Raw genomic sequence first — 26391 nt, forward strand, 5'->3', positions numbered from 1 at the left:
ACATCCCCGGAAGGGCTGAGAGATCCGCTTCCCATGGCCTAAGCTGCCACGCATGTTCCAGCGGGCCGGAATTTTCGGGCAGGAGCACTGAGCGGTCTATGATCATGGTTTCGGTCGAGTCCGCCGCCGTCCGCGCCGCGGGCGCCCTGCGCGAGCATCGGGCGAGCCGGTGGTCGGTGCTCGTGCTCCTGTGTTTCAGCCTGCTCCTGATCGCCGTCGACGCGACCGTGCTGCACATCGCCGTCCCGGCGCTCACCGCGGCGCTGGAGCCGTCGTCCGTGCAGCTGTTGTGGATCATCGACATCTACTCGCTGGTCGTCGCGCCGCTGCTGGTCACGTTCGGCACCCTCGGCGACCGGTACGGCAGGCGGCCCTTCGTGCTCGGCGGCTACGTGGTGTTCGGCCTGGCGTCGCTGTCGGCCGCGTTCGCCGCGACCCCGCTCGCGCTCATCGCCTCGCGGGCGTTCCTCGGCGTCGGCGGAGCGATGATCATGCCGGCGACGCTCTCTATCATCCGGCAGGTGTTCACCGACCGGCGCGAGCGGGCGATCGCCCTCGGCGTGTGGAGCGCCGTCGCCGCCGCGGGCGCGGCCGTGGGGCCGCTGATCGGCGGAGTCCTCGTCGAGCATCTGTGGTGGGGCGCGGTCTTCCTCATCAACGTCCCGCTGCTGCTGGTGGCGCTGCCGCTCGCCGTACGGATCCTGCCGGCCTCGCCGCGGCGGGCCGAGCATCCGTGGGACGCGCTGAGCGCGGCGCTGTCCACCGTCGGCATCCTGGCCGTCGCGTTCGGGCTGAAGGAGGCGGGGTCGGGGCACCTGCTGGGCCGCGGCCCCTCGCTCGCCGTCCTCCTGGCCGGCGTCGCGCTGCTCGTCTGGTTCGTGCGGCGGCAGCGGCGGCTCGACTTCCCCCTGCTCGACATCGGGCTGTTCACGCAGCGCGGCTTCGCGACCGGCGTCGGCTGCGTGCTGCTGGCGATCTTCGCGCTGGTCGGGCTGGAGCTGATGCTGGCGCAGTATCTGCAGCTCGTGCTGGGGCTGTCGCCCCTGCGGGCCGCCGTGCGGATGCTGCCGCTCATGGTCGCGGCCATCGCGGGCGGCCTGGCCGCCGCGCACGTGCTGGGGCGGATCGGGCTGCGCGCGACGGTCGGCGGCGGTCTCGCCCTCACCGCGCTGTCCCTCACTCCGGTGCTGACCTGGGGCACCGAGCAGCATCCGGTGATGCTGACCGTCTGCTTCGTCGGCATCGGATTCGGCGTGGAGGTCGCTTTGCTTGCGGCGTCCGACACGATCATGGCGTCGGTGCCGGAGTCGCGGGCGGGCGGCGCCGCCGCGATCGAGGAGACGGCCTACGAACTCGGCGCGGGTCTCGGCATCGCCGTCCTCGGCACGGTCACCACGATCGTGTACGCCCCCTCGCTCGGGACCGTCCCCGGGATCCCGTCCGGGCTCATGGCGCAGGCCCGGGAGTCGCTGGCCGCCGCCGCGCATGTGGCCGGCGAGGCGGGCGCGACCGGGGCCGCGTTGCTCGGCGCCGCCCGCGTGGCCTTCGTCACCGCCCTGCACTCCACCATCGCCGTCAGCGTGGCGCTGCTCGGGCTCACCGCGCTGGCCGTGGCCCTGCTGCTGCCCCGCCATGTTCCCGCCCATCCGGACCCCGGCGCCGAGGAGCCCGGCGGCGTACGGGACTGAGCCCCGCCGGGCGCATGACGGCGGCGCAGGCGGGGAAGTGTCCGGGCAAGTCATCCCCCACCCCCCAGGATGAGAAGCCGTGAAGAAAACCCTGCACGACCTCGCCTCGCTGGCCGCCCGCATGGGCGTCGGCGGGATCTTCTTCGCCAACGGCTGGCAGAAGCTCGAAGCCGGCCTCAACGCCACCGCCGACCAGTTCACCGCGCTGCAGGCCCCGCTGCCCCACGTGTGGGCTCCGGTGACCATGCTGACCGAGCTGGTGGGCGGCACGCTGCTGATCGCGGGCCTCGCCGTGCCGATCGTCGGACTGCTGCTGTTCGCCGAGGCCCTCGCGGTGTTCGTGCTCACGGCCGGGGACACCGGCCTGCCGCTCACCGGGGGCGACATCGAACTGATCGTGGCTCTCGGGGCCGCCTCCGTGCTGCTGGCGGTCACCGGCGCGGGCCGCATCTCGGTGGACCACATGGTGGTGATCAAACGGCGCGAGGCCGAGGCGGCCGGCGAGTTCGCCGCCGCCTTCGCCGGCCCCGACGCCGGACGTGCCGCCAGGGCCGACGCCAGGGCCGACGCCGAGGCCGACGCGGTCATCGCGGCGCTGCGCCCGCCGCGGCCCGGCGAGCCGGGCGCGGAGGGATCGCCGGGACGGCCCGCCGCCCCGGCGGGACCCGATCCCTCCTCCGGGGAGCGGCGGCCCTCCACCGGGTCGCCGGAGCCGCCCCCTGCGGCCGGTGCGGACACGGGCTCCCCCGCCGCCGGGACGGCCGCCGACCCGCCCGGTGAGGAGGCTCCGGCCACGACGACGGTACGCAAGGCCACGCCGAGGCAGCGGCGTACGAAGCGGGACGACGACACCACCACGGAGAGCCGGGCCGAGGCGCCCCCGGCCCGCTGAGGAGCGCGGAGCGCGCCGCGCCGGCCGGATCAGGCCGCGGCGTCGGTCTCGGCGGGGACGGCGGCTGCCGGCGCGGCGGTACGCCCGCGGCGCCGGGGGACGATCCCCTGGATCACGGCGATGCCCAGCAGCACCACCAGCGCGCCGGCGGGCTGGTTCCAGGTCAGGTGCTCGCCGAGGAAGACCACGCCGGAGGCGGCGGCGAACACCGGGATCAGATAGGTCACGGCCGAGGCCGCCGTCACTCCCACCTTCCGCTGGATCCCGTACAGCAGCAGGTAGGCGATGCCGGTGCCGAAAGCGCCGAGCGCGAGGAGGCTGCCCCAGACCGCCAGGGGGACGTCGATCTCGACCAGGCTCAGCCCGGCGAGCGGCGTGATCACCGCGAGTTCGGCCGTTCCCGCGACCAGCTGCGCGGCGGCCAGCACCATCGGCTCCTCCCCGCGCGGGGTGATGAACCTGCCCATGTACGCCCCGCCCACGCCGTAGCAGGCCGCCGCGCCGAAGCAGGCCAGGCTGCCGACGGCCGCGCCGCCGGAGATCGGCTGCCACACGCCCAGCACCACCATGACGCCGGCGAAGCCGAGGCCGAGCCCGGTCACCCTGGCGGCGGTCGCCTTCTCGCTGCGCAGGAGCAGCGCGAACAGCAGCGTGCACAGTGGCGTCGTGGCGTTCCAGATCGCCGCGACGACCGAGGAGACGTGCTGCTCGCCGTACCCGAAGAGGGTGAACGGCACCGTGGTCAGCACGACGGAGGCGACCGCGAAGTGCCCCCACAGCCGCGGGTCGCGGGGCAGCCTGCGGCCGGTCGCGAGCACCGCGACCAGCAGGGTCAGTGCCCCGACGGCCATCCGGAGGAAGGAGATCTGGAGCGGATGGAGGCTCCCGAGCGCCACCTTGATGAAGAAGAAGCTGTTCCCCCAGACGAGCGCCAGCAGGATGAAAGACGGAAGCCACCGTCGCATATGTGCAATTCCCTCCGCTTATGTGCCGGTAAGGAGCGTAGTGCGGCATGACACATTAGCGGCAGCGGTTTTCGGACCCGAGGAATCAGGACTCCCGGGCGAGCGGCAGGCGCAGGAGGAAACGCGCGCCGCGCGGGCTGTCGATGATCGTCAGGGTGCCGCCGTGGCTCTCGGCGATCTGCCGGGCGATGGGCAGGCCCAGGCCCGCGCCCCCGGCGTTCCTGCTGCGGGCCGTGTCGAGCCGGGTGAACCGCTGGAAGACGAGCTCCCGCTGGTCCCGCGCGATGCCCGCGCCGTCGTCGAGAACCTCCAGGACGGCCGCACCGGAGCGGAAGCGCGGGTCGCCGTCGGCGTCCTCCCGCCGCACCTCCAGCCGTACGGTGGTCGCGGCGTGCCGCTCGGCGTTGTCGAGCAGGTTGGTGACCAGGCGGCCGAGCCGGATGCGGTCCCCCCGGACGATCACGCCGGGGGCCAGGTTCGGGACGACCTTCCTGACCGGGCGGCGGGTGTCCAGCTCGGCGGCCACGAGCCGGCCGAGGTCCAGCGGCTCGCGCTCACAGGGCGCGCCCACGTCCAGGCGGGCCAGTGTCAGCAGGTCGGCGGCGATCGCCTGGAGCCGGTCGAGGCTCTTCAGCACGGCCTGCCCGATCTCGCTCACGTCGGACTCCTGCGGCGCGAGGAGCGCGCCCTCCACCTGCGCGCGGATCGCGGTGATCGGGCTGCGCAGTTCGTGGGACGCGTCGGAGGTGAAGCGCCGTTGCTGTTCGAGCGTCTCCTCCAGCCGGTCCAGCGTGTAGTTGACGCTCTGCGCGAGGTCGCGGATCTCCCCTCTGGCCTCCGGGACCGGCACCCGCCGCCCGAGGTCCGAGGCGTTGATCTCGTCGAGCTCGCCCCGGATGGCCCGCACCGGCATGAGCGCCCGCTTGACGCTTCGCCGGGTGCCGTACGCGACGGCGGCCGTGACGAGCACCGATCCCACGGCCAGACCGGCCACCAGGCCCGGTGGGACGTCGAAGGCCCGGACCGGAGCCGCGCTGTAGACGGTCCAGTCTCCGTCCTCGCGATAGACATGCTGCGCGACCACGATGTGACATCCGTCCGGGCCGAAGACGCCGTCGCAGACCTCCCGCGAGGCCTTGCGGAGCGGCGGCCGGGGGTGGAAGGTCGCCATGGCCGGTCTGCCGGCCATGTCCGGCGTGGCCGCGCGCACCCTGCCCCGCGGGTCCACCACCTGGATGGGCCGGTCACGCGCGGAGGGGGAATCGTAGGGCAGGACACTGCCGACCTGTCCGCGGTCCACGAGGTAGGCGACCCGCCCGCCGGCCGCCGTCACCTCCTTCATGAGGTTCTCGCCGGCCGCCGTGTACAGCGCCCACACCAGGACGGCCGAGAACCCGACGCACAGCAGGGCGACCACCGTGCCGGTGAACAGCGCGATGCGGCTCCTGACCGACCATCGATCCCCGAAACCCACGTGATCGCCCACTTACGATGCGGCCCGATTGACCGTGCCTAAGAAATCTACTCTTCAGGGCGTTATACGTCGGTAACGGGACAAACCTGACGAGTTGGTCCTGTGCGCTCGAAATCCCCGCACGCGCAACACGTCCGGCAAGCAGGTAAAGGAGCCTTCCGGACGACCCTCCCGGATGGTGGGATATGGAGGTATGAACACCGCCGGACCACTGCCGGTGATCGACGTGGCCGCGCTCACCGGCTCCGGGACCGGCCGGGAGCGTGCCGAGGTCGCACGCCGGATCGAGACCGCCTGCCTCGACAGCGGCTTCTTCTACATCAGCGGCCACGGGGTGCCCGGCGAGCTGGTCGCACGGCTCAGGGAGGCCGCGGCGCGGTTCTTCCGGCTGCCGCCGGAGCACAAGTCGCGCATCTCCATGGACCGGGGCGGACGGGCCTGGCGGGGCTACTTCCCCGTGGGCGGCGAGCTCACCTCGGGCCGGCCCGACCTCAAGGAGGGCGTCTACTTCGGCGCCGAGCACGACCACGACGATCTCCGGCCGCTGCACGGGCGCAACCTCTTCCCGGACGAGGTGCCCGAGATGCGCCCGGCGGTGCTGGCTTACATGGACGCCCTCACCCACGTCGGGCAGGCGGTCATGCGGGGCGTCGCGCTGAGCCTGGGGCTCGACGAGGACTACTTCGCCGCCGGGTACACGGCCACGCCCACGATCCTCTTCCGGATCTTCCACTACCCGCCCCCGCCGTACGCCGATCCGGACGAGTGGGGGGTCGGCGAGCACACCGACTACGGCCTGCTGACACTGCTGCTCCAGGACGACAACCCCGGGCTCCAGGTGCACACCGCACGCGGCTGGATCGAGGCGCCGCCCATCCCCGGCACGCTGGTCTGCAACATCGGCGACATGCTCGACAAGCTGACCGGCGGACTGTATCGGTCGACCCCGCACCGCGTGCGCAACGAAACGGGCCGCGACAGGCTGTCCTTCCCCTTCTTCTTCGACCCGGGCTGGGACTGCGAGGTGCCGCCGCTGCCCGCCCTGCCCGGCCGCGCGGGGGGCCGGGCCCGCTGGGACGGCCTGGACCTGCGGGCCTTCACCGGCACGTACGGCGACTACCTCACGGCGAAGGTCGCCAAGGTCTTCCCGCAGCTCGGCGGCCGCGTGCTTCCGCCCACACCGGGCGAGAGCTGAAAAGGTGTAATCAAGAAATCACCGCAACAGGCATAATGACCGCCATGCGCCTCCCCCGCTGGTTCGCCGAGCGCGTCGAGCCGACCGCACCGGACGCCGAACTGCGCGTCTCCACGATCGAGCTCTTCTTCGACCTCGTCTTCGTCTTCACGATCACGCAGCTCACCTCGCTGCTAGTGGGCGACTTCACACGGCACGACGGAGAGGGGTTCACCGGCCAGGGCACCGTGCAGGCGATCCTCATCTTCGGTCTGCTGTGGTGGATGTACTCCGGCTACGCCTGGCTCACCAACACGGTGCCGCCGGAGCGCACGGCCCGGCGAGTGCTGATCCTGTGCGGCATGACCGGGTTCCTGATCATGGCCCTGGCCATCCCGCACGCCTTCTCCGGCAGCGGCGTGGCGTTCGCCCTCGGCTACCTCGTCATCGTGCTCGTCCACGGCGGGCTCTATCTGCAGGCCACCGCCGCGATCGCGCGGGTCGTGCCGTTCAACCTGGCCGCGACCGCGCTCGTCCTGGCCGCCGCCTTCGCGGACCCGCCGTGGAACTACGCGCTGTGGACCGCGGCCCTCGTGCTGATCTGGACGAGCCCGGTCTTCATCGGGCAGAAGGGCTTCCCGCTGCACCCCGCGCACATCGTCGAGCGGCACGGCCTGCTGGTCATCATCGTCCTGGGCGAGTCGATCGTGGCGATCGGCATCGGGGCGACCGACGGCCACCCGGGGGCGGCCCTGATCGTCACCTCGCTGCTCGGCCTCGCCCTCACCGCGGCGATGTGGTGGGTGTACTTCGGACGCGGCGAGAGCGGACCCGAGCACGCGCTGGCGCGGGCCGACGTCGTCCGCCGGACCAGGCTCATCCTGGGGGCGTACTTCTACGCCCACATCCCGATGCTGCTCGGGATCGTCGCGACCGCGGCCGGGATCAAGAAGGCGGTCGGCCACGACCACCTCGGCCTCGGCCCCGCCGTCGCGCTGGCCGGGGGAACCGCGCTGTTCCTGCTCGGCGACCTGTGGTTCCGCCGGGTGCTCGGGCTGGGACGGCCGGCCGTGCGGATCGCCGCCGCGCTGCTGGCCCTGGCGACCGTCCCGATCGGCCTGTGGTCGTCGGCCGCCCACCTCGGCGCGCTGGTCGTGCTGGTGGTCGCGATGATCAGTCTGGAGAACGTCCGCTAGGCCCTGAGCGGCCCGGTCGCCGGCGGGGACCGGTGCGGTCCCCGCCGGGACGCGGGTGGAGCGGTCTCAGCCGGCGAGGCCGTTCCGGGCGATCACCTCGCGGTACCACCTGGCGCTGTCGCGGGGCGTGCGCTCCAGCGTCTCGTAGTCGACGCGGACGAGCCCGAACCGCTTGTCGTAGCCCCGGGCCCACTCGAAGTTGTCCAGCAGCGACCACACGAAGTAGCCACGCAGGTCGGCGCCGCGGTCCATGGCCGACCGGGCGGCGCGGAAGTGGGCGTCGAGGTAGGCGATCCGGCCGGGGTCGGCCACCCCGTCGGGCAGGGCGGCCCCGTTCTCGGTGATCATCAAAGGCGTCCCGGGGTAGTCCCGCGACAGCCGTACGAGCAGATCCTCCAGCCCGGCCGGGTTGATCTCCCAGTCCATCTCGGTGACCGGGCCGTGCGGGTCCTCCCAGGCGATGCCCTCGCTGCCGGGATACTCCGGATGCCCCTCGGACGAGGGGTCGGCGACGACGCGGTTGACCGTGTAGTAGTTCACGCCGAGCACGTCGATCGGCTGCGCGATGGTGGGCAGGTCGTCCAGGTCGACCCCGGTGAAACGTTCCAGGTGGGCGAGGACGTCGGCGGGGTACTCGCCGCGCAGCACGGGGTCGAGGAAGAGCCGGTTCGCCAGCCCGTCGATCAGGCGGGCCGGCTCGGCGTCGCCGAGGATCGGCGTCAGGTTCAGCGTCAGCGAGACCGACTCCGCGCCTCCCGCCCGCAGCGCCTGCACGCCGAGGCCGTGCGCGAGCATCAGGTGGTGGGCGGCGGTGAACGCGGCGGCCGGGTCGGTCACGCCGGGCGCGTGCCGGCCCGAGGCGTACCCCACGAACGCCGACACCCAGGGCTCGTTGAGCGTCGTCCAGGTGGCGACGCGGTCGCCGAGGCGCTTGTGCACGGCGGCGGCGTAGTCGGCGAACCGGTAGGCGGTGTCGCGGTTGGCCCAGCCGCCCTCGTCCTGCAGCGTCTGCGGCAGGTCCCAGTGGTAGAGCGTCGCGACGGGCGCGATCCCCCTGTCGAGCAGGGCGTCGACGAGCCGGTCGTAGAAGCTCAGGTCGGCCAGGCGCGGCCAGGCCACCGAGAACCGGTACGCCTTCAGTCCCAGCCACGCCATGATCTCGACGTCCTCGAGATAGCGGTTGTAGTGGTCGCAGGCCACGTCGCCGGTGTGCCCGTCCACGACCATGCCGGGAGTGTGGGAGAAGGTGTCCCAGATCGAGGGGACGCGGCCGTCGGCGCGCACCGCGCCCTCGATCTGGTACGACGCGGTGGCGGCGCCCCACAGGAAGCCGTCGGGGAATGAGGTCATCGTGAACTTTCGCGAATCGTCAGCCGAGGTTCGAGGAGCGTCGACTCCGGTACGGCCTGGCCCTCCAGCTTGGCCATGAGCAGCCGGACCGCCTGTCTGCCGACGTCCTCGGCGGGAATGAGCACGGAGGTCAGCGCGGGGCTGGCCCGCTCGGCGATGTCGTCCGGGCAGATCGCCACCACCGAGACGTCCTCGGGCACCCGCCTGCCGAGGATCCGCAACGCCCCCAGCACATGGCCGGCGGCCGCCTCGTTGTGCACGACGAGCCCGGACAGCCGAGGCCGCTCGTCGAGCAGCAGCTTCACGGCGGCGTGGACCTCGTCGAACGACTCCTCGCAGGGCCGCGCGTCGGCCTCCAGGCCGTGCCGCCGGGCCGCTTCGACGAAGCCCGCCATCGTCCGCTCGGCGAAGCCCGTGCCGCGCTCGTAGACCACGCGGGGCGCGCCGAGCAGCGCGATCTCGCGATGCCCGAGGTCGGCCAGGTGGTCGGCGCACAGCGCCCCGGCCCGGGCGAAGTCGAGGTCGACGCAGGTCAGCCCTTCGGGGTCGGCCGGGAAACCGATCAGCACGCTCGGCTCGGCGAGCTTGCGCAGCAGCGGCACGCGGGGGTCGTGGATCTCCACGTCCATCAGCAGCAGCCCGTCGACCAGCGCGCTGGCCGCCACCCGGTGCAGCCCGTCCGCTCCCTCGTCGGCCGTCATCAGGAGCACGTCGTGGTCGTACTGCCGGGCCGTGGTGACGACCGAGGTCGCGAACTGCATGAGGACCGGCAGGTTCATGCCGGCCCGCAGCGGCAGCACCAGCGCGATGACCTTCGCGCGCTTGCTGGCCAGGGCGCGGGCGCCGGCGTTGGGGTGGTAACCGAGCGCACGCACGCTGTCCAGGACCCGCTGCCGCGTGGTCGCCGAGATCGCCCGCTTGCCGCTCAGCACGTACGACACCGTGGAGACGGCGACCCCCGCGTGCTTGGCGACGTCGGCGATCGTCACGGTCCTCACGGGCAGAACCCCAGCGCGTTCACCGTGACCCCCTCGCTCTCGTACACCACATAAAGATCGCGCACTCCGGCCGCTCCCGCCAGAGGGGTGCTCACCTCGACGAAATCATGCCGGGTGACCGTGGGCGGGACGCTGACCGCGCCGGCGACCTCGCCGGTCAGGGGATCGTCGAGCCGCAGCGTGACCACCCCGCCCTCGTCGCTCGACACCGCCAGCACGCAGGCCGACAGCTCCCCCCGGCCGAAATCACAGTCGCGGAAGGCGATCCACGATCCCGGGGACGTGGAGCGCACCGCGTCCCCGGCGTCGAGCGCGGCGTCGCACAGCACCACACCGTCGTACTCGTCGTGGTCGGCCGCGTCCAGTGGCCCCGCGGTCAGGTCCCGCGGCGGGATGCGCTCGCCCCGCACCCGAACCGGCGCGCACAGGCGGATGTCCCCCGACGAGGCGCCCACCTGCACCGTGTGCGCGGCGTCCTCGACCACGAACCTGCCCCGCGTCACGTCCCAGAAGGCCAGGTCGCCGACCGGCACGTCCACCGACACCGTACGGCTCTCGCCCGGCGTGAGCCGCACCTTGGCGAAGCCGCGCAGCTGGCGCAGCGGCTGCTTCACCCGCGAGCGCCGCTGGTGGGTGTAGAACTGCACGACCTCCTCCCCCGCGCGCTCGCCCGTGTTCGTCACGGTCACGCTGACGGTCAGCGTCTCGCCCTCGGCGACCTCCGCCGACGACAGTTCCAGGCCGGAGTACGCGAAGCGGGTGTAGCTCAGGCCGTGCCCGAACGGGTAGAGCGGCCGGCCGCGGTAGTAGAGGTAGGTGGCGTCGGAGGCGATGATGTCGTAGTCGAGCAGGTCGGGCAGTTCGGCGGCCGAGCGGTACCACGTCTGGGTGAGGCGGCCGCCCGGGTCGTCGTCGCCGAGCAGCACGCCGGCGAGCGCGTGGCCGTACTCCTGACCGCCGTGCGACGACCAGAGGATCGCGGGCAGGTGCTCCTGCGCCCAGCCGACCGCGAAGGGGTAGCCGCTGGAGATCACCAGCACGGTGGCCGGGTTGGCCGCGTGGACGGCCTTCAGCAGGGCCTCCTGCCGCTCGGGCAGCGCCAGCGTCGCGCGGTCCTCGGTCTCGCGGCCGTTCACCAGCGGGTGGTCGCCGAGCACGACGACCGCGGCGTCGGCGCCGGCCGCCGCCTCCGCCGCGCGGGCAGCGCCGCTCTCGACCGGCTCCACGGCCAGCACGGCCGCGGCGTCGGGGTCGTCGGTGGTGCGGACGACCCCGTCCGCCACGGTGACGTACCTGCCGGAGGAGATGTTGCGCAGCACGACGCCCCTCGGGCGCTCCTCGATCCGGAAGGTCTGGCGCACCTCCCAGCCGTTCGGGCCCGGCTGGTCGTTGACCAGCACGCCGTCCTCCCCCGCCGACACGTGCCGCCCGTTGGCGCAGGACCGGAACGCGAACGCGCCGCCGCCCCAGTCGAACACGTCGAAGCAGGACCGCTCGCTCCCCACGAGCAGCGGCCCGCCCGCGGGGTCGGCGGACGCGCCGACGTACCCGCCCTCGGTGCGCAGCGCCACCCGGTCGACGCCCTCGCAGTAGACGGTCTCGCACCGCTCGGCGAGGCCCGCCAGGGCCGTCACCTGGTACGGCAGCGTGCCGCTGTACCAGTCCTCGAACAGGACGCCGGCCAGCGGGCCGATCACCGCGACCGTGCGCGGGGCGGCCAGCGGCAGCAGGCCGTCGTTCTTCAGCAGCGTGATCGACTGCCGGGCCGCCTCCCGCGCGAGCCGCCGGTGCTCCGGGCTGTTGACCATGTCGTGGGTGATGTCGTCGTACGGCGTGGCGGGGTCGAACTCGCCCAGGCGCACCCGGATCGACAGCGCGTGCCGGGCGGCGGCGTCGATGTCGGCCTCGCTCAGCAGGCCGCGGTCGAGCGCGGTCCTGACGTGGCCCAAGGTGGCGGCGCTGTCGGCGCCGTCCTGGGTGAAGCTGTCCAGCCCGGCCTTGATCGCGTGCGCGTACGCCTGGGGCAGGTCCTTGTGGTAGCCCTGCATCCCGGCGAGGTTGCCCGGCGCGTACGCGTCGCTGACCACGAGGATGTCGTCGGGGGCCCAGGCCCGCAGGTGGCTGCCGATCAGCGGCGACAGGTGGGCCGGCCGGCCGTTGACGAGGTTGTACGACGGCATCACGGCCACCGCGGCTCCCGCCCGCAGCGCCGGGCGGAACGCCCTGAGCTCGTACTCGTGCAGCACCCGCGGCGGCAGGCCGCTGGAGGTCACGCACCGGTCGGTCTCGTTGTTGTAGCCGAGGAAGTGCTTCAGCGTGGGCGCCGTCTTCAGCACCTCGTGACCGCCGCGCAGGCCGCTCGCGTAGGCCGTGCCCATGACGCCGGTGAGCCAGGGGTCCTCCGAGTAGCCCTCCTCGTTGCGGCCCCAGCGCGGGTCCCGCAGCGGGTTGACCACCGGCGCCCAGACGTTGCGGCCCACGCTCTGCGGATCCTTGTGGTGGAAGGCCATGACCTCGTCGCCGGTCGCGTCCCCCACTCGGCGGACCAGGTCGGGGTTCCAGGTGCTCGCCAGCCCGATGGCCTGGGGGAACACGGTGGCCGGGCCGTGCCAGGCCAGGCCGTGCAGGGCCTCGGTGCCGGTGCGGAAGGGCCGCAGGCCGAGCCGTTCCACGGGCGCCTGGTACTGGTGCAGCAGGCCGATCTTCTCGTCGAGTGTGAGCCTGCCCAGCAGGTCGTCCACCCGGTCGGCGGGAGACAGCGCGGGGTTCCGGAATGCCGGGTCTTGAGCCGGTTCGTTCATCTGGAGAGTTACCCTTCGCGTCGAAGCGCTTCGATGACCTGCCGAAAAACGCGCCCAAAGGGCGTCGCGAGGATCCGCTGTTCGGTTGGGGAAGCGCCGCCGTCGAAGCGCTTCGAAAGGGTTACCGCGAGTTTCCGGTGTGTAAATCCGGACTCATCCGGAAGATTGCCCGCATCCTCGGCTCAGGTCAAGACCTCTCGTCGCGCCGGTTCCGCCCCGATGTCATCCCGGCCATACGCGGGGGCGTACGCAACAGGGCGGGCGCGGACCCGCCGGTCCGCGCCCGCCCTCGGATGCCCCGGGAGTCCCCGGTCAGCGGACGATCTGCAGCAGCGCCTGACGCCTGGCCGCGGCCGGCTCGGTCAGGCTCTGCAGCTGCCTGCCGTTCTTGTCGAGCACGACGAGGGTGTTGGCGGTGCGTCCGGCGACCCGGACGACCAGGCGGCCGTCCCGCAGGTAGAAGGCCCCGATGAGCGAGCCCTTCACCGGGATCGCGCTCTTCTTGCCGGTGGCGACGTCGACCACGGCCGGGCGGAAGCCGCCGGGCCAGGAGCCGTCGCCCGCGGGCGCGGTGCGCGACAGCGGCGCCACGACCACCTTGGCGCCGTCGGGCGACAGGCTCTGCACGTGGTTGGCGAGGTCGACGCCCTTCACCTTGACCGCCTTGCCGGTCTTCACGTCGAGGCGGTACACGCCCCTGGTCGTCCCCGCGTAGCCGGCGAGGTAGCGGCCGTCCGCCGACCACGCGAGGTGGCAGATCCCGAGGGTGGTGCCCGCCTTCCGGGCGCCCCTGCCGTCCGCGCCGACGATCGAGACCGGCCCGGCGTCGGAGTTGCCCTTGTTCACGTACGCCACCGACCGGGAGTCCGGCGACCAGACCGGGGTGCCGCACGGGAACCCGGCCGCGGCGCCCTTGGCCACGGTCGTCGCCGTGCTGCCGCTGCCGACACGGACCTCGCCGCGGTCCGTGATCCAGGCGACCTTCGTGCCGTCCGGGGACGCGGAGAACTGACCCGTCATCGGCATGACGCCGAGCTTCGAGAAGCCCTTGCCGGGCTCGTACCGGGTGATCGGGAAGCCCTTGCCGTAGGAGAGGTAGACGGCGACCCCGGCAAGGGGCTTGGGCGCGGCGGAGGCTCCGGCCGGGGCGGCGGCCGCGGGGGCGGCCGGCGCGCCCGCGAGCACGGCGGAGAGCGCGGTGGAGAGCGCGGCGGCGCAGAGCAGGCGAGTCTTCATCGTGTCCCATTCGTTGAGGTTGCCGATGTTCGACGCGTCGTTTCCCGGCCCGGTTCGCGGGCATCCCATATCGGCATCGGCCACCGCGCCGGACCCCGCGTCCGGCGCATGGCTCCGGCGCCCGTTTCCCGCCCGGCGGGTGCTCCCCGCCCGGGCGGGCGCTTCCCCGCCGGGCGGACGCTTCCCGGCGGACGCTTCCCGGCGGCGGTCAGCGCTGCGCGGGCAGGCGGCCGGAGTCGACCGAGTCGAGCACCCGCGCGGCCGCCCCGAGCGCCGCGGCGCCGTACCCGAGCGTCGACACCTCGAGCCGGCAGCCGCCCCCGCCGGGAGCGAGCACCCTGCCGTACATCTCCTCCTCCGCGCACGCGACGAGCCAGGGCGCCAGCGGCACGTAGTAGCCCCCGAGGATCACGACCTCGGGGTTGAGCATGTTGGCCACGGCGGCCATTCCCCTGCCGAGGTGGCGCCCCACGTCCTCCAGCAGCGCGAGGATTTCGGGCTCGCCGTTGCGGGCGCGCCGCACGACCTCGTCGATCTCGAGTTCCAGCTCGGACGGCGAGGCGTCGGGCGCCGTGCGGGCGAGGATCGCACCGATCCCGGCGACGGCCTCCAGGCAGCCGCGCCGGCCGCACCGGCAGGTGGGCCCGGCGGGGTCGAGCTCGATGTGGCCGATCTCGCCGCTGTAGCCCTGCCCGCCTCGCCTGAGCCTGCCGTCCATGACGATGCCCGCGCCCACGCCCACCTCGCCGGTCACGTAGACGAGGTTGGCGGCGTTGCGGTGGGGCCCGAACCGGTGCTCGGCGAGGGCGGCGAGGTTGGCGTCGTTGTCGACCAGGACGGGGAAGCCCGGGTCGCGCAGCGCCTTGGTGAGGTCGCCGGCCAGGTCCGCGTCGTGCCAGCCCAGGTTGGGTGCGACCCGTACGGCGCCGTTGACGTCCACCAGCCCCGGGACGGCCACGGTCAGGCCGAGCACCTGGCGGGCCTCCTTGGTCATCCTGCTGACGACCCGCCGGGCGAGCGCGGCCATCGCGACGACCGCCTGGCCCGCGCTGGAGGTCCCGCCGGGGAAGGAGCGCCGCCAGTTCAGCAGTTCCTCGCCCTTGAGGTCCACCGCGACCGCCGTGATGTAGTCGACGTTGACCTCGATGCCGATCGCCGCGTACGGCGAGCCGTCCAGGACGAGCATGGTGGCGGGCCGGCCGACGCGGTGCTCGGTCAGGCCGGTCTCGCGCAGCAGACGCCGGTCGATGAGGTCGGCGACCAGGCTGGACACGGTGGCCTTGTTGAGGCCCGTCGAGGCGGCGATGTCGGCGCGCGAGCAGGGCGCGTTCTCCCGCACGAACCGCAGCACGACGGCGAGGTTGGTCGCGCGTACGTCGGTGAAGTCGGCCGGCTGTGGCCCGTTGTGCGATGTGATCAATGTCCGCCCCGTTCCCGCTCGGGCTCATCATGCCGCAATTGCGAGCAATTTGACACGACATCCGCGGCCAGGATCGAGGCACGGACGGGCGCGCGGGCCGCGCCGCGTCCGGCGTGGCACCGGCCACCGGCCCCAGCGCCTCCCGGGTAACCTGGTGGCACTCGCTCCTCCGACGTTTGTTTGGCTATGGAACTAACTAAAGCCTACCGTGGAGTGGCATGCGGAATCCAGGGGCACGTCACGGGCCGGCCTCCGGCCGTACTCGGCCCTTGCGCCTCGCCCCGAGCGGCACCGGCGCATCGCGGTCCTTCCCGAGCGGGAGTTCGCCGGCGTCCTCGATGAGCCGGCCGAAATCGTCGGCGATGGCCGGCACCTACCCCTGTTGACGGGCGGTGCGGCATTTCGTACGTTCCGCCTAGGCCGTCCTCCGGGCGTCCCGAACCGGAAGGGGTTGCATTGAGCACCGAGCCGGATTCGAACGGGATTGGGCTGAATTCTGTGCCGGACGTCGTGCCGGGGCCGCTCGCCACTCCGCCGCCGGAGTTCGCCCGCAGACGGGAGTCGGGGCCGTTGGAGCCGGCGACCATGCCAAGTGGCGACCGCGTGCCGATGGCCGTCCGGTACGAGGACGTGCGCGCACTGCTGGCCTCACCCACGTCCAGCCGTAATCTGCGCCTTCCCGGGCTGCCGCGCTTCGTGAGCGGCGTCGGCATCGACGACGACCCGGACGCGCTCATCAACCAGGATCCGCCGGAGCACACGCGCTACCGCCGGATCATGCACGGCACCTTCACCCCGCGCCGGATCGAACCGTGGCGCCCCCGCATCGCGCGGATCGCCCGGGACCTCCTCGACGGCCTGGGCGACGACTTCGACGTGGTCGGGGGATGCGCGCTGCGACTGCCGGCCAATGTCATCTGCGCGATGCTCGGGGTGCCGATGGACCACTACGCGCAGTTCGTCCGGTGGACGGACATGTTCCTGACCACGTCCACGGCCACCGAGCAGGCGCGTCACGAGGGCTACACCGACTTCATGGCCTACGCCGCCGAACTGGTCGCCCAGCATCGCCTCGAACCGGGCGAGGACCTCATCGACCTGCTCATCCAGGCCAGGGACGCCGATGACCGGCTGTCGGAGGGCGAGCTCGTCAACACCGTCTTCTCCCTCATCACGGCCGGGTACGAGACGACCGCCTCGATGATCGCCCGTGGTGTGTTCCGGTTGCTCCTCCACCGCGACCAGTGGGACGAGCTGGTCGCGGATCCGGCCCTGACGGCCACCGCCGTCGAGGAGATCCTGCGCTTCGACGGGCCGCCCGCCAGCGCGTTCATGCGCCGCATCACGGAGGACACCGAGCTGTCCGGCGGCTCGCTGAGCGCGGGGACGGTCGTCATGCCGAACCTGAACGCGGCCAACCACGATCCGCAGGCGTTTCCCGAGCCCGGCCGGTTCGACATCCACCGTTTCACCGGCCATCCGCCCAACCCGCATGTGGCGTTCGGTTACGGCCCGCACCGCTGCCTGGCCGCCAGCCTCGCCAGGGTCGAGCTCACCGAGGCGATCAGAGCCCTGGTCATCCGGCGGCCCGCCCTCCGCCTGGCCACCTCACCCGAGTCGGTGGCATGGACAGACGGCCTTGTCCTGCGGCCCGTCGCCCTGCACGTCACCTCGGCGGGATGACGCCCACGGATCGATGACGCGGGACAAGCGGAGTGCAAGTCCGCATCAAACGGGACGCACCAGTATGGACGCCATGGACAAGGACGTCTCGCATTATCTCGGCGAGCTGCTCATTTGGGAGATCGAGGATTACCTGCGCGCGCGTACGGCACGCCCGGAGCGGGCGCGGGTGGCCCGCATCACGGTGCCCAGCCGGTCGGCGGCGGAGGCGGTCGCCGCGGACCTGGAGGCGGGCGGCAGCTTCTACGCCGCGGCGCGGCGTGCGCTCGCACAAGGCGTGGCCCTGCCGGACGACCTGTTCGGCGTGGTGACCCGGGATGAGCACCCGGAGGTGTTCGAGGCCGTGCCGGGCACCACGCTGCCGCCCAAACCCGAAGGCGGGCACTTCCTCATCATCCGCCTCGTCGCCTTCGAGTCCTGACCGCCGCCGGTACGGCTACCGCATGCCGGCGGTCGTGACCTCCCTGTCGGTGATCCTGGTCGCGCCCTCCTCGCGCGCACAGTGCGCGCAGCAGAACCAGCGGCCGTCGTACTCGGCGCCGTGGCCCACGATCCGGCACCCGCAGTGCTCGCACACGGGTGCCATCCGGGTGATGGCGCACTCGAAGCTGTCGAACACGTGCACCGCGCCCTGGCTGTGCACCTCGAAGGCCATGTCGTAGTCGTTGCCGCAGACTTCACAGGTAGCCATGGTTTCCCCCCGTCGACTCGCGGTCGAGGGGGGAAGTACCCGCCCAATCCTGGACGAACACCGCCTCATAGTGCGTCGAGCAGGGCTTTGGCCACGGACTTGGCCCCGTCCTCGGCCTCCTTCGGGTCCATCAGCACGGAATCGGGCGCGTTGATCGGTGTGTTCTCCGGCCGGTCGCTGCCGGACAGCAGCACCCAGATGACGTTCTTGCCGTCCAGCGCGTAGATCTCGTAGCGGTTGCCCTGGGCCGTGTCGGTGCGCTGCCGGATCGCCTGGCCGAACGCCTCCTGCCCGAAACCGGTCAGTTTCTCGACCTTGCCCCACCGGATGCCGCCGATCTCGCTGCTCGCCGTGAACTTGGTCTTCGAACGCTGGTCGATGAGGTAATAACGAGCGGATTCGGCGTCCCAGAAGCTGTGGACGGCGACACGGAGGTTCCGCCAGCGGACCTTGCCGCCGCCGAGCGGCAGCTTGTCGTTCCACCACTGGCACTGGGTGACGGTCGAGTTGCCCTCCTTGCCCCGCACGGCCGCGCCCTCGGTCTTCGGCACCAGGGTGGCGGCCAGCGACTCGAGGCTCACGCAGGCCTTCGGCAGCGGGATCCGGGTGGGCGAGGGCGACGGCGTCGGGCTCGGCTTCGGGCGCGCGTGGTACGGCAGCGGCTTGCCGTCCCGCCAGGCGGCCACCGATCGCGCTACCTGCGTCAGAAGGCCCTTCACCTCGCGCAGGGCGTTCTCCTCGGTGATCGACTGGGTGGTCTCGTTGGAGAAGAGGTCCGCCTCCTTCTTCTTCTGGCTCGCCTCGTACTTCACCTGGAAGACCACGTCGCCGATCCGCCCGACTCCCTGGCCGAAGGAGTACCAGTACTTGTCGCTCTCCCGCGTCCAGTGGTACTGCGCGGCCGCCTGCTCGCCGATCCCCGGGTACTCCTTGGCCGCCGAGTAGTAACGCTCCTTGTTCGAGATGGTCGCCTGGTACTTGTACTGCCTGAGCTCGCCGTCGTACTGGATCCGCGCCGACTTCTCCGCGGTGGTCGTTCCGATCGCCTCGTACTTGGACACGTGCACCGTGATCTCGCGGCTACGGGTGACGTCCTTGTAGGAGATGTCCCGGTTGACCCAGCCACAGGTGTAGCGGACATAGCTGACGATGCTGTCGCTCCGGTTGTCGTTCGTCGAGGAGTCGACCTTGGCCTGCGGCACGAGGCGCTCGGCGTCGTCCGGATCGAGCATGGCGCACACGTCGGCGCCGGCCGCCTGCGGGACGGCCGACGCCGACTTCGCGGCCTGCGACGGCGCCGGCGAACCCGCCGCGCCGGGCGTCGTCCCCGTCTGGCGTATCGACATGAACGCGAACGTGCCCCCGGCCACCGCCAGTACGGCGACGACCGCCGTCACCGGCAGCACCCATCCCCGCCGCGCCGGGGCGGACGGCTGGGTCGGCATCTGCCACAGCTCCGGCGGGGGCGGCGTCGCGGGCTGCCAGCCCTGCCCCTGCCGCGCGTCCTGACCGCTCTGGCCGGGGTACGGGCTCGAGTAGGGGCCGGAGTACTGACCGGGCTGCGCCTGCGGTCCGGATGGCGGTGTGGACTGCGGGCTGGACTGCGGAGCGGCCTGCCCGCCCGGCGTGCCCGGGTACCCGGCAGGCTGCTGTCCCGGGTACGGACCGGGCTGCTGCCCGGGGTACGGACCGGGCTGAGGACCGGGGTACGGACCGGGCTGAGGACCGGGGTACGGACCGGGCTGAGGACCGGGGTACGGTCCGGGCGGCGACGGCGGACCGGCCTGGGCACCGGCCTGGGCACCGGGGTACCCGCCGAAGCCGGGCTGCGGGGCGGGCTGCCCCCCGGGCACGGCACCCGGATATCCGCCGGGCTGAGACTGCGGACCATACGGAGCACCGGGCTGAGCGCCGGGCTGTTGCTGACCGTACGAGGCACCGGGCTGGGCACCCGGCGGCGGACCATACGGAGCGCCCGGCTGGGCACCGGGCTGTTGCTGACCGTACGGAGCGCCCGGCTGGGCACCGTGCTGTTGCTGACCGTATGGGACGCCAGGTTGGGCACCCGGCTGTTGCCGACCGTAGGGGGCACCCTGCTGGGCACCGGGTTGAGCACCGGGGGGCGGGCCGTACGGGGGCGGGTACGGCGGCACGCCCTGCCGGGGGCGGTCCTGGGGAGGGGGCCCGCCGGGCTCGACGGGTGCGTCGTCACCGCTGGTCATATCGTCTCCTACGGTCGGGAGGTCACCCGAGCCCGATGCCGACGAGTTCGGCGGCGCGCTCGGCGGTGTGCCGGTCGGCCGGGGTGACCGAGGGGTCACCGGCACGCCGATAGGCGACCTCGACGATGAGATTGCTGAGGCGGAACCAGACCGTGGCCCCGGTGGCACCGGTGGCGGGGTCGGAGGAGTCACAGGTGAAGGCCTCGTCGGCGATCCCGGGCCGGTCGCGCGCCGCGGCGCACTGGGCGGCCCGGGTGGCCCGCTCCGCCGCGAGGTCGCGGGAGGCCGCCGCCTCGTCCTCCCCTTCGGCGGGCAGCCGGTAGGTCACCGTGATCGCCCCTTCACGGCCGGTGGTGTGCTCTTTCCACTCGCACCGCCCCTCGGCGGCGGGTTCCCCGCGTGGCGCGGCGCCGATGAGGTCGCGGATCTGGGCCTCGGTCAGGCTGCGGCAGGCGTCCGGGAGCGCGGCGAACCGCGCGGAGCCGTCCCGCCCCCCGGACACCAGCAGCCAGGCGCCCAGGCCCGCCGCCAGGCCGGCGACGACGACCAGGGCCGCCACGGCGACGAGCCGCCACGTCCGCGCGGGCCGTGCGGCGGGCACCGGCGGCGCGGCGGCGGCCTGCAGCGCCTGCCGTACGACGTCGGGCGGCGGACGCCGCGCCGGGTCCTTGTCGAGCAGCGCGAGCACGATCCACGCGAGCACCCGCGAGGCCCGGGTCACCGGCCGGGGCTCGTGGAGCAGAACGGCGGCGACGAGCGCGGCGGCCATGTTCCGGTGGAAGGGCGGCTCCCCCTCGACGGCGGTGTAGAGCGTGGCGCCCAGCGACCACAGGTCGGAGGGCGGGCCGTCGGGCTCGTCCCGGAACCGTTCCGGGGCCATGTAGTTGGGCGACCCCGCCGAGCTCTGCCAGGAGCCGCCGGCGCCGCCCACGGGCGCGGCGATGCCGAAGTCGGTGAGCAGGGCGCGGCCGTCCGGCCCGATGAGCACGTTGGCCGGCTTCACGTCGCGGTGCAGGATGCCCCGGGAGTGGGCCGCCTCCAGCGCGTCGAGCACGGCCAGGCCGATCTCGGCCACCCGCTCGGAGGGAAGCGGCCCGTCCTCTCGGATGATCTTGTCGAGGGAGCGGCCCGGCACCAGGTCCATGACGATCCACGGCTGCCCGGCGTGCCCGACGACGTCGTGGACCGTCACGATGGCCGGGTGGGTGAGCCGCCCGGCCGCCCGGGCCTCCTCGACGGCCCTGCCGAGAAAACCGGCGCGCTCCCGGTCGTCCAGACCGGGCGGGACGCGCACCTGCTTGATCGCCACCTCCCGGCGCAGCAGTTCGTCGTGGGCACGCCAGACCGTGCCGCCGCCGCCCTCACCCAGCGGTTCGGCGAGCCGGTACCGTCCGGCGAGCAGATCCACGGCTAGGCCAGCCCCCTCAGGCCCTCGGCCGCCGACGCCGCCGCCGCGACCGCCCGGTCGCGCAGGTCGGCGGGCGACTTCGCGTCGAGGTCGGCGTACTGGAGCCGGGCCACGAGGTCGCCGAGCCTGAAGTACACGACCGTGGCCTGCGCCTTACCCTCCGGCGTGGTGAGGTCCACCGCGAACGCCTCGTCGGCCGCCTCCGGCACGTCCCTGGCGGCCGACTCGATGGCCTGGCTCCTGCGGTCGAGGCCGATCTCGTACCAGATCCAGTCGCGGTCACGCGGACCCGACGCGTACTGCCTGCGCAGCCCCTCCAGGAGCGTGTGCGCGGCGGCCGTGTCGAGCGCCCACGGCTCGGGGGTGTCGGAGTCGGTCTCCGCGCTCAGCGCGATGCCGGCGCCCGTCACGGCCCACTGGCAGCTCGCCTCCCCCGGCCGCGCCTGCGCCGGGGCGCCCAGGATGCGCCGCACCTGGCCGGCCGACAGCGACCGGCACAGGTCCACGGCACGCTCGAAAGCCGGTGAGACCCGGCGGGTGGAATCGCCCGGCGGCTCACTCCTCAGCAGCTGCGCCGTCAGGGGAACCGCGGCGGCCACCACGACGGCGGCCGCGGCGCCGATCCACCACCACGTCCGCCGGCGGCGCGGCGGGGGTTCGACCCGGATGCCCGGCCCGTGGTCCACCGACGGCGTGCCGCCGGCGGCGACCTGGCGCAGCAGCGTGAGCGCGGTCGCCGCGTCCGGACGACCGGCCGGGTCGCGCGCCATCATCCACGCCAGCACCGGCCCGAGCGGCCCCGCGAGCACCGGCGGACGGGCGGCCTGGGTGAGGGTCGCCCGGATGACCTCCGCACGCGGGCCCTGGTACGGAGCGACGCCTTCGACGGCCGTGTAGAGCGTGGCGGCGAGCGACCACAGGTCGGCGGCCGGGCCGCCGGGCTCGCCCGCGAGCCGTTCCGGCGCGATGAACCCGGGCGAGCCGACCAGCAGCCCGGCCTCGGTGATCGACGCCTGGCCGGCCTGGCGGGCGATGCCGAAATCCGTGAGCAGCACCCGGCCGTCGGCACAGAGGAAGACGTTGCCCGGCTTGACGTCACGGTGCTGCACGCCCCCGGCGTGCGTGGCCGACAGCGCGTCGAGCAGGCGGGCGCCGAGGTCCGCCACCTGCCGGTACGGAAGCGGCCCGTACGTCGCGATCTGCCGGGCGAGGTCGTGGCCGTGGAGCAGTTCCATGACGATCCACGGCCTGCCGTCCTGGAGGAGCACGTCGTGGAGGGCGACGATCCCGGGATGCCGGACACGCGCGGTGACCTCCGCCTCGCGCATGACCCTGGCGACCAGCTCGGCCCGCTCGCGGTCGCCGAGGCCGTCCGGGATGCGAAGTTCCTTGATCGCCACCTCGCGGTCGAGCACGGAGTCTCTGGCCAGCCACACCGTGCCCATGCCGCCGGAGCCCAGCGGGCGCAGGAGGTGGTATCGCGAGGCCAGCGTCCCCCTCAGCGATTCGGCCATATGGGGGAGAATAGCGAAAGCGTGATTGATCGCCCGACGAAACCCGGCACGGTCGTCCTGACCGACGCATATTGGAGGCGTCCGGAGAGGGATCGCCCCGCGACGGGGACGAGGCGCTTCACGAGGCACCCCGGCGGGTTGACATCGCCGGCCTGTCCGGCTGTTCGCCTGGTTGACCGGCACTGCCGGAACACACCCGGACGTCCCGGCCGACCGGTACGGCAAGCCGATTACCTCTCACGTCATCGTCTTCGCGACCCGTCCGCGGGATGCTCGGGACCACGGGAGGACGGGCCCCGCCCGGGGCCCCGCACCCGGCCGCACGCGATCACGGGAGGAACCATGACTGCCTACGCCGTCGCCCAGCTCCGCGACGTCAACCTCGGCGATGACATCGTGGAGTACCTGCGGCGCATCGACGCCACGCTGGAGCCGTTCGGCGGCCGTTTCATCATCCACGGCGGCGAGCCCGAGGTGCTGGAGGGCGCCTGGACGCACACCCTCATCGTCATCGAGTTCCCCGACCTCGGCAGGGCGAGGGCGTGGTACCGGTCGCCCGCCTACCAGGAGATCCTCCCGCTGCGCACCGGGAACTCCTCCGGCGACGCCGTGCTCATCGAGGGTGTGGACGAGGACCACAAGGCGACGGACGTGCTGGCGGGCTGACCACCCCCGGGACGGGGAACGCCCCGCGCGTGCGCGCGGGGCGTCCGCCGTCCTCGCAGGGCCTCAGCTCAGGGTGAGGTCCTTGATCCGGAGATCGCCGGTGAAGACGAGGTAGACGTCCTTCACGCCGTTCGCCCCGGACAGGGGCGCGGCCGCGGTGGCCCAGTTGTAGATCCCGCCGGTCGCGGCGACCGGGATCGTGCCCACCTTGGCGCCGGTCGGCGAGCCGAGGCGCACCTCGATCGTCCCGCCGCCCGCCGAGGCGACCCCGGCCGTCACGTTCCTGGAGTTGCGGAGCTGGACGTCCTTGAACGCGATCCAGCCGCCGCTCGCGCCCGCCACGGCGTCGCCGCGCTCCTTGGTCTCGTCGACCAGGTGGATGCCCGAGTAGTCGTCGAAGTCGACCGCCCGGGTGGTCTTCGACAGGTCGCGGTGGGGGATGTTCTCGCCCTGCACGTTGATCGTCGCCCGCTGCCGGATGTTCGCCGAGGACGACCCCACGAGCACGTCGTGGGTGGCGTTCTCGACGGTCCACTTGTTGCGAGTGACGTCCCACAGCGCGAGGTCGCTCTTTGCGACGCTGAAGGCGACCGTCCTGGTCTGCCCCGGCGCCAGCGTCACCCGCTGGAACGCGCGGAGCTGCTTGACCGGCTGCTTCACCCGCGAGCGGTGCTGATGCGTGTAGAGCTGCACGACCTCGTCGCCGGCCCGGGAGCCGGTGTTGGTCACCTTCACCGAGACCTCGTACGCGTCGCCCTTCCGCACCGCCTTGAGGCCCTGGTAGGCGAACGACGTGTACGACAGGCCGTAGCCGAACGGGTAGAGCGGCCTGCCCTGGTAGTACAGGTACGTCCGGTCCTTCTTGACGATGTCGTAGTCGAGGATGCCCGGCAGCTCGTCCGCAGAGCGGTACCACGTCTGGGTGAGCCGGCCGGCCGGGTTGACGTCGCCGTACAGCACGTCGGCGAGGGCGTGCCCGGTCTCGGCGCCCGCGTGGGTGGTCCACAGGATGGCCGGGACGTTGTCCTGCGCCCAGTTGATCGTGGTCGGGTAGCTGTTCTCCAGCACCACCACCGTGTTCGGGTTGGCCGCCTTCACGGCCTTGACCAGCGCCTCCTGGCCCTCGGCGAGGTTCATGTCGGTGCGGTCGTGGGCCTCGCGGCCGTTGATGAACGGCATGCTGCCGACCACGACGACCGCCACGTCGGCGGCCTTGGCCTTGGCGACGGCGTCGTCGGCGCCGCTGGAGACGACCTCCTTGGCGTAGTGCGTGGCCTGGTCGGCGGAGGTCAGGCTCAGCGTGCCGTCGGACGACGCCTTGACGTAGGTGTCCGACCCGAACCAGCTCTCGGACGTCTCGTAGCCGGCGTACCGCAGCAGGTACGTGCCGTCGGCCTGCCGCTCCAGCTTGAACTGCTCCTGCACGAACCAGCCGGACGGCTGCTCGGCGGTGTTGGCCAGCGTCGCCCAGTTGGCCCGGCTGACGTACTTGCCGTTGGCGACGCTGCGCAGCGTCAGCACGCCCTGACCCCAGTCGAACGCGTCGAACTGCTCGGTGACGCCGGCCGAGGTCGCGCTCTCCTTCAGGTCGCCGCCGGCCGCGGGCGCGCTGATGTACTTCCCCGTGGCGACGTCCTTCAGCGCGATGCGGTCGACGCCCTCCGACGAGGTCACCGACGCCGCCCGCTCCTTGATCCCGTCGAGCGGGGTCACCTTGTACGGCAGGCTGCCCGAGTACCAGTCGGTGTAGAGCACGTCGGCCAGCGGGCCGACCACGGCGACCTTCCTGCCGGGCTTCAGCGGCAGCGCGCCGCCGGAGTTCTTCAGCAGCACCATCGCCTTGGCCGCGGTCTCACGGGCCAGCTTCTGGTTCGCCGGGCTGTTGACCACGTCCTTGGTGATCCTCGCGTACGGCCCGCCGTCGGGGTCGAACTCGCCGAGCCGGAACCGGACGCTGAGCTGGTGCCGGACCGCGTCGTCCACGTCCGACTGGCTCAGCAGGCCCTTCGACAGCGCCTCCTTGACGGACGCGACCGTCGGGCCGCCGTTGGTGTCGTCCACGGTGAAGCTGTCGAGGCCCGCCTTGATCAGCGCGGCGGCCGCCTCGGGCTGGGTCGCGTAGTACTTCTCGGTCTGCACGAGGTTGTTCGGCGCCCAGGCGTCGGAGACGTTGAACAGCGTCCGGTCCGTCCAGGAGCGGACCACGCCGTCCAGATCGGGGTTGACCGTGTTCGGCCGGCCGTTGACGAGGTTGTACGACGCCATCACGCCGGTCGCCGCGTCGGCCTCGATGGCCGGTTTGAAGGCCGCCTCGTCGTACTCGTGCTTCACCCGCGGCGGCAGCTCCGACGACGTGGTGTCGCGGTTGACCTCGTTGTTGTTGGCCAGGTAGTGCTTCAGCGTGGGCGCCGTCTTCAGGTGGTCGGGGTCGTCGCCCACCATGCCCGAGCCGTACGCGGTGGAGATGGCGCCGGTCAGCAGGGGGTCCTCGGAGTAGCCCTCCTCGTTGCGTCCCCAGCGGGGGTCGCGCAGCAGGTTGACCACGGGCGCCCAGAGGTTGAGCCCCCACACGGTGGGGTTCTCGGCGTGGTAGCCGCGGGCCTCGTCGCCGACGGCGGAGCCGACCCGCTTGATCAGAGCGGGGTCCCAGGTGCTGGCCAGGCCGACCGCCTGGGGGAAGACGGTGCCCTTGGCGGTGACCACGGCGCCGTTGTTCGTGTGGTCGGTCGACCAGGCGACGCCGTGCAGCGCCTCGGTGCCCGTCTTGAACATCTTGATGCCGAGGCGGTCTATCGCGGGGGCGTACTGGTGCAGCATCGCGATCTTCTCGTCCGGCGTGAGCCGGCCGAGCAGGTCGTCGACGCGCTGCGCGAGCGGCAGCGACGGGTTCCGGAACCGATAGTCGTCGGCCGCCCTCGCGGGGCCGGCGCCCAGGCTCAGTGCCAGGGCCAGGGCGGCCGACGCGGACAGCATCGCCGAACGGCGATGGGACATTGCGCCTCCAGGTCAGGTA

19 protein-coding genes are annotated in these 26391 nt (G+C 72.6%); 7 read left to right on the plus strand and 12 right to left on the minus strand.

The features are described 5' to 3' along the window. Positions 1–98 precede the first annotated feature (98 nt). Entirely contained in the window at positions 99–1688 is a 1590-nt protein-coding gene (locus tag AAH991_RS12415) for an MFS transporter (RefSeq protein WP_346225927.1), read from the plus strand. 79 nt (positions 1689–1767) lie between these two features. After that, a complete protein-coding gene (locus tag AAH991_RS12420) occupies positions 1768–2580 on the plus strand; it encodes a DoxX family protein (RefSeq protein ID WP_346225928.1) in 813 nt (270 codons plus the stop codon). 29 nt (positions 2581–2609) lie between these two features. Here AAH991_RS12420 and AAH991_RS12425 read toward each other — a convergent pair whose 3' ends face one another. Both AAH991_RS12425 and AAH991_RS12430 read right to left on the minus strand, forming a co-directional pair. Further along, positions 2610–3545 (minus strand): DMT family transporter, encoded by a 936-nt coding sequence (locus AAH991_RS12425; protein ID WP_346225929.1) that lies wholly within the window; start codon positions 3543–3545, stop codon positions 2610–2612. Between the two features lie 85 nt (positions 3546–3630). Then, positions 3631–5019 carry a sensor histidine kinase gene (locus tag AAH991_RS12430; protein ID WP_346225930.1) on the minus strand — a complete coding sequence of 463 codons (1389 nt, stop codon included), beginning with the start codon at positions 5017–5019 and terminating at the stop codon, positions 3631–3633. A 193-nt stretch (positions 5020–5212) separates the two neighbouring features. On the opposite strand from AAH991_RS12430, the gene AAH991_RS12435 reads away from it, so the two are divergent. Together AAH991_RS12435 and AAH991_RS12440 are read left to right on the plus strand one after the other, a co-directional pair. Beyond that, on the plus strand, positions 5213–6214 hold the full coding sequence (locus tag AAH991_RS12435) for an isopenicillin N synthase family dioxygenase (protein WP_346225931.1): 1002 nt from the start codon (positions 5213–5215) through the stop codon (positions 6212–6214). A gap of 44 nt (positions 6215–6258) precedes the next feature. After that, positions 6259–7389 (plus strand): low temperature requirement protein A, encoded by a 1131-nt coding sequence (locus AAH991_RS12440; protein ID WP_346225932.1) that lies wholly within the window; start codon positions 6259–6261, stop codon positions 7387–7389. A 66-nt stretch (positions 7390–7455) separates the two neighbouring features. Here AAH991_RS12440 and AAH991_RS12445 read toward each other — a convergent pair whose 3' ends face one another. The 5 genes from AAH991_RS12445 to AAH991_RS12465 form a co-directional block, all read right to left on the minus strand. Beyond that, positions 7456–8739: a GH1 family beta-glucosidase gene (locus tag AAH991_RS12445; RefSeq protein WP_346225933.1), complete on the minus strand. Its 1284-nt coding sequence runs from the start codon at positions 8737–8739 to the stop codon at positions 7456–7458. Then, positions 8736–9743 carry a LacI family DNA-binding transcriptional regulator gene (locus AAH991_RS12450; RefSeq protein ID WP_346226078.1) on the minus strand — a complete coding sequence of 336 codons (1008 nt, stop codon included), beginning with the start codon at positions 9741–9743 and terminating at the stop codon, positions 8736–8738. The genes AAH991_RS12445 and AAH991_RS12450 overlap by 4 nt, the downstream gene beginning before the upstream one ends. Beyond that, positions 9734–12538 carry a glycoside hydrolase family 3 C-terminal domain-containing protein gene (locus AAH991_RS12455; protein ID WP_346225934.1) on the minus strand — a complete coding sequence of 935 codons (2805 nt, stop codon included), beginning with the start codon at positions 12536–12538 and terminating at the stop codon, positions 9734–9736. Before AAH991_RS12455 ends, AAH991_RS12450 begins: the two co-directional genes overlap by 10 nt. A 312-nt stretch (positions 12539–12850) precedes the next feature. Continuing rightward, positions 12851–13774 carry a hypothetical protein gene (locus tag AAH991_RS12460; RefSeq protein ID WP_346225935.1) on the minus strand — a complete coding sequence of 308 codons (924 nt, stop codon included), beginning with the start codon at positions 13772–13774 and terminating at the stop codon, positions 12851–12853. A 208-nt stretch (positions 13775–13982) separates the two neighbouring features. Beyond that, positions 13983–15194 (minus strand): ROK family protein, encoded by a 1212-nt coding sequence (locus tag AAH991_RS12465; RefSeq protein ID WP_346225936.1) that lies wholly within the window; start codon positions 15192–15194, stop codon positions 13983–13985. Positions 15195–15692: 498 nt separating this feature from the next. Between AAH991_RS12465 and AAH991_RS12470 the strand changes: the two genes are divergently transcribed. After that, entirely contained in the window at positions 15693–16877 is a 1185-nt protein-coding gene (locus AAH991_RS12470) for a cytochrome P450 (protein WP_346225937.1), read from the plus strand. Between the two features lie 73 nt (positions 16878–16950). Further along, positions 16951–17298 (plus strand): peptidylprolyl isomerase, encoded by a 348-nt coding sequence (locus AAH991_RS12475; RefSeq protein WP_346225938.1) that lies wholly within the window; start codon positions 16951–16953, stop codon positions 17296–17298. 15 nt (positions 17299–17313) lie between these two features. On the opposite strand, the gene AAH991_RS12480 is transcribed toward AAH991_RS12475, so the two are convergent. From AAH991_RS12480 to AAH991_RS12495, 4 genes are all read right to left on the minus strand, one after another. Next, positions 17314–17568, minus strand: a complete 255-nt coding sequence (locus tag AAH991_RS12480) for a metallothionein (protein WP_346225939.1) — start codon at positions 17566–17568, stop codon at positions 17314–17316. Between the two features lie 65 nt (positions 17569–17633). Further along, on the minus strand, positions 17634–19013 hold the full coding sequence (locus AAH991_RS12485) for a hypothetical protein (protein WP_346225940.1): 1380 nt from the start codon (positions 19011–19013) through the stop codon (positions 17634–17636). A gap of 799 nt (positions 19014–19812) precedes the next feature. Continuing rightward, the gene (locus AAH991_RS12490) at positions 19813–21198 is read right to left on the minus strand and encodes a serine/threonine-protein kinase (protein WP_346225941.1); all 1386 of its coding nucleotides are present in this window, start codon (positions 21196–21198) and stop codon (positions 19813–19815) included. Between the two features lie 2 nt (positions 21199–21200). Continuing rightward, a complete protein-coding gene (locus AAH991_RS12495; protein ID WP_346225942.1) occupies positions 21201–22712 on the minus strand; it encodes a serine/threonine-protein kinase in 1512 nt (503 codons plus the stop codon). A 342-nt stretch (positions 22713–23054) separates the two neighbouring features. On the opposite strand from AAH991_RS12495, the gene AAH991_RS12500 reads away from it, so the two are divergent. Further along, the gene (locus AAH991_RS12500) at positions 23055–23378 is read left to right on the plus strand and encodes a DUF1330 domain-containing protein (RefSeq protein WP_346225943.1); all 324 of its coding nucleotides are present in this window, start codon (positions 23055–23057) and stop codon (positions 23376–23378) included. A 63-nt stretch (positions 23379–23441) separates the two neighbouring features. On the opposite strand, the gene AAH991_RS12505 is transcribed toward AAH991_RS12500, so the two are convergent. Beyond that, positions 23442–26372, minus strand: a complete 2931-nt coding sequence (locus AAH991_RS12505; protein WP_346225944.1) for a glycoside hydrolase family 3 protein — start codon at positions 26370–26372, stop codon at positions 23442–23444. Positions 26373–26391 lie beyond the last annotated feature (19 nt).

The organism is Microbispora sp. ZYX-F-249 (assembly GCF_039649665.1).
GTDB lineage: Bacteria > Actinomycetota > Actinomycetes > Streptosporangiales > Streptosporangiaceae > Microbispora > Microbispora maris.

Excerpts from the sequence above, each read along its gene's own strand:
- AAH991_RS12415 (WP_346225927.1), top strand. The coding sequence starts at position 99 with ATGATCATGGTTTCGGTCGAGTCCGCCGCCGTCCGCGCCGCGGGCGCC.
- AAH991_RS12425 (WP_346225929.1), bottom strand. The coding sequence starts at position 3,545 with ATGCGACGGTGGCTTCCGTCTTTCATCCTGCTGGCGCTCGTCTGGGGG.
- AAH991_RS12435 (WP_346225931.1), top strand. The coding sequence starts at position 5,213 with ATGAACACCGCCGGACCACTGCCGGTGATCGACGTGGCCGCGCTCACC.
- AAH991_RS12440 (WP_346225932.1), top strand. The coding sequence starts at position 6,259 with ATGCGCCTCCCCCGCTGGTTCGCCGAGCGCGTCGAGCCGACCGCACCG.
- AAH991_RS12445 (WP_346225933.1), bottom strand. The coding sequence starts at position 8,739 with ATGACCTCATTCCCCGACGGCTTCCTGTGGGGCGCCGCCACCGCGTCG.
- AAH991_RS12455 (WP_346225934.1), bottom strand. The coding sequence starts at position 12,538 with ATGAACGAACCGGCTCAAGACCCGGCATTCCGGAACCCCGCGCTGTCT.
- AAH991_RS12460 (WP_346225935.1), bottom strand. The coding sequence starts at position 13,774 with ATGAAGACTCGCCTGCTCTGCGCCGCCGCGCTCTCCACCGCGCTCTCC.
- AAH991_RS12475 (WP_346225938.1), top strand. The coding sequence starts at position 16,951 with ATGGACAAGGACGTCTCGCATTATCTCGGCGAGCTGCTCATTTGGGAG.
- AAH991_RS12480 (WP_346225939.1), bottom strand. The coding sequence starts at position 17,568 with ATGGCTACCTGTGAAGTCTGCGGCAACGACTACGACATGGCCTTCGAG.
- AAH991_RS12485 (WP_346225940.1), bottom strand. The coding sequence starts at position 19,013 with ATGCCGACCCAGCCGTCCGCCCCGGCGCGGCGGGGATGGGTGCTGCCG.
- AAH991_RS12495 (WP_346225942.1), bottom strand. The coding sequence starts at position 22,712 with ATGGCCGAATCGCTGAGGGGGACGCTGGCCTCGCGATACCACCTCCTG.
- AAH991_RS12500 (WP_346225943.1), top strand. The coding sequence starts at position 23,055 with ATGACTGCCTACGCCGTCGCCCAGCTCCGCGACGTCAACCTCGGCGAT.
- AAH991_RS12505 (WP_346225944.1), bottom strand. The coding sequence starts at position 26,372 with ATGTCCCATCGCCGTTCGGCGATGCTGTCCGCGTCGGCCGCCCTGGCC.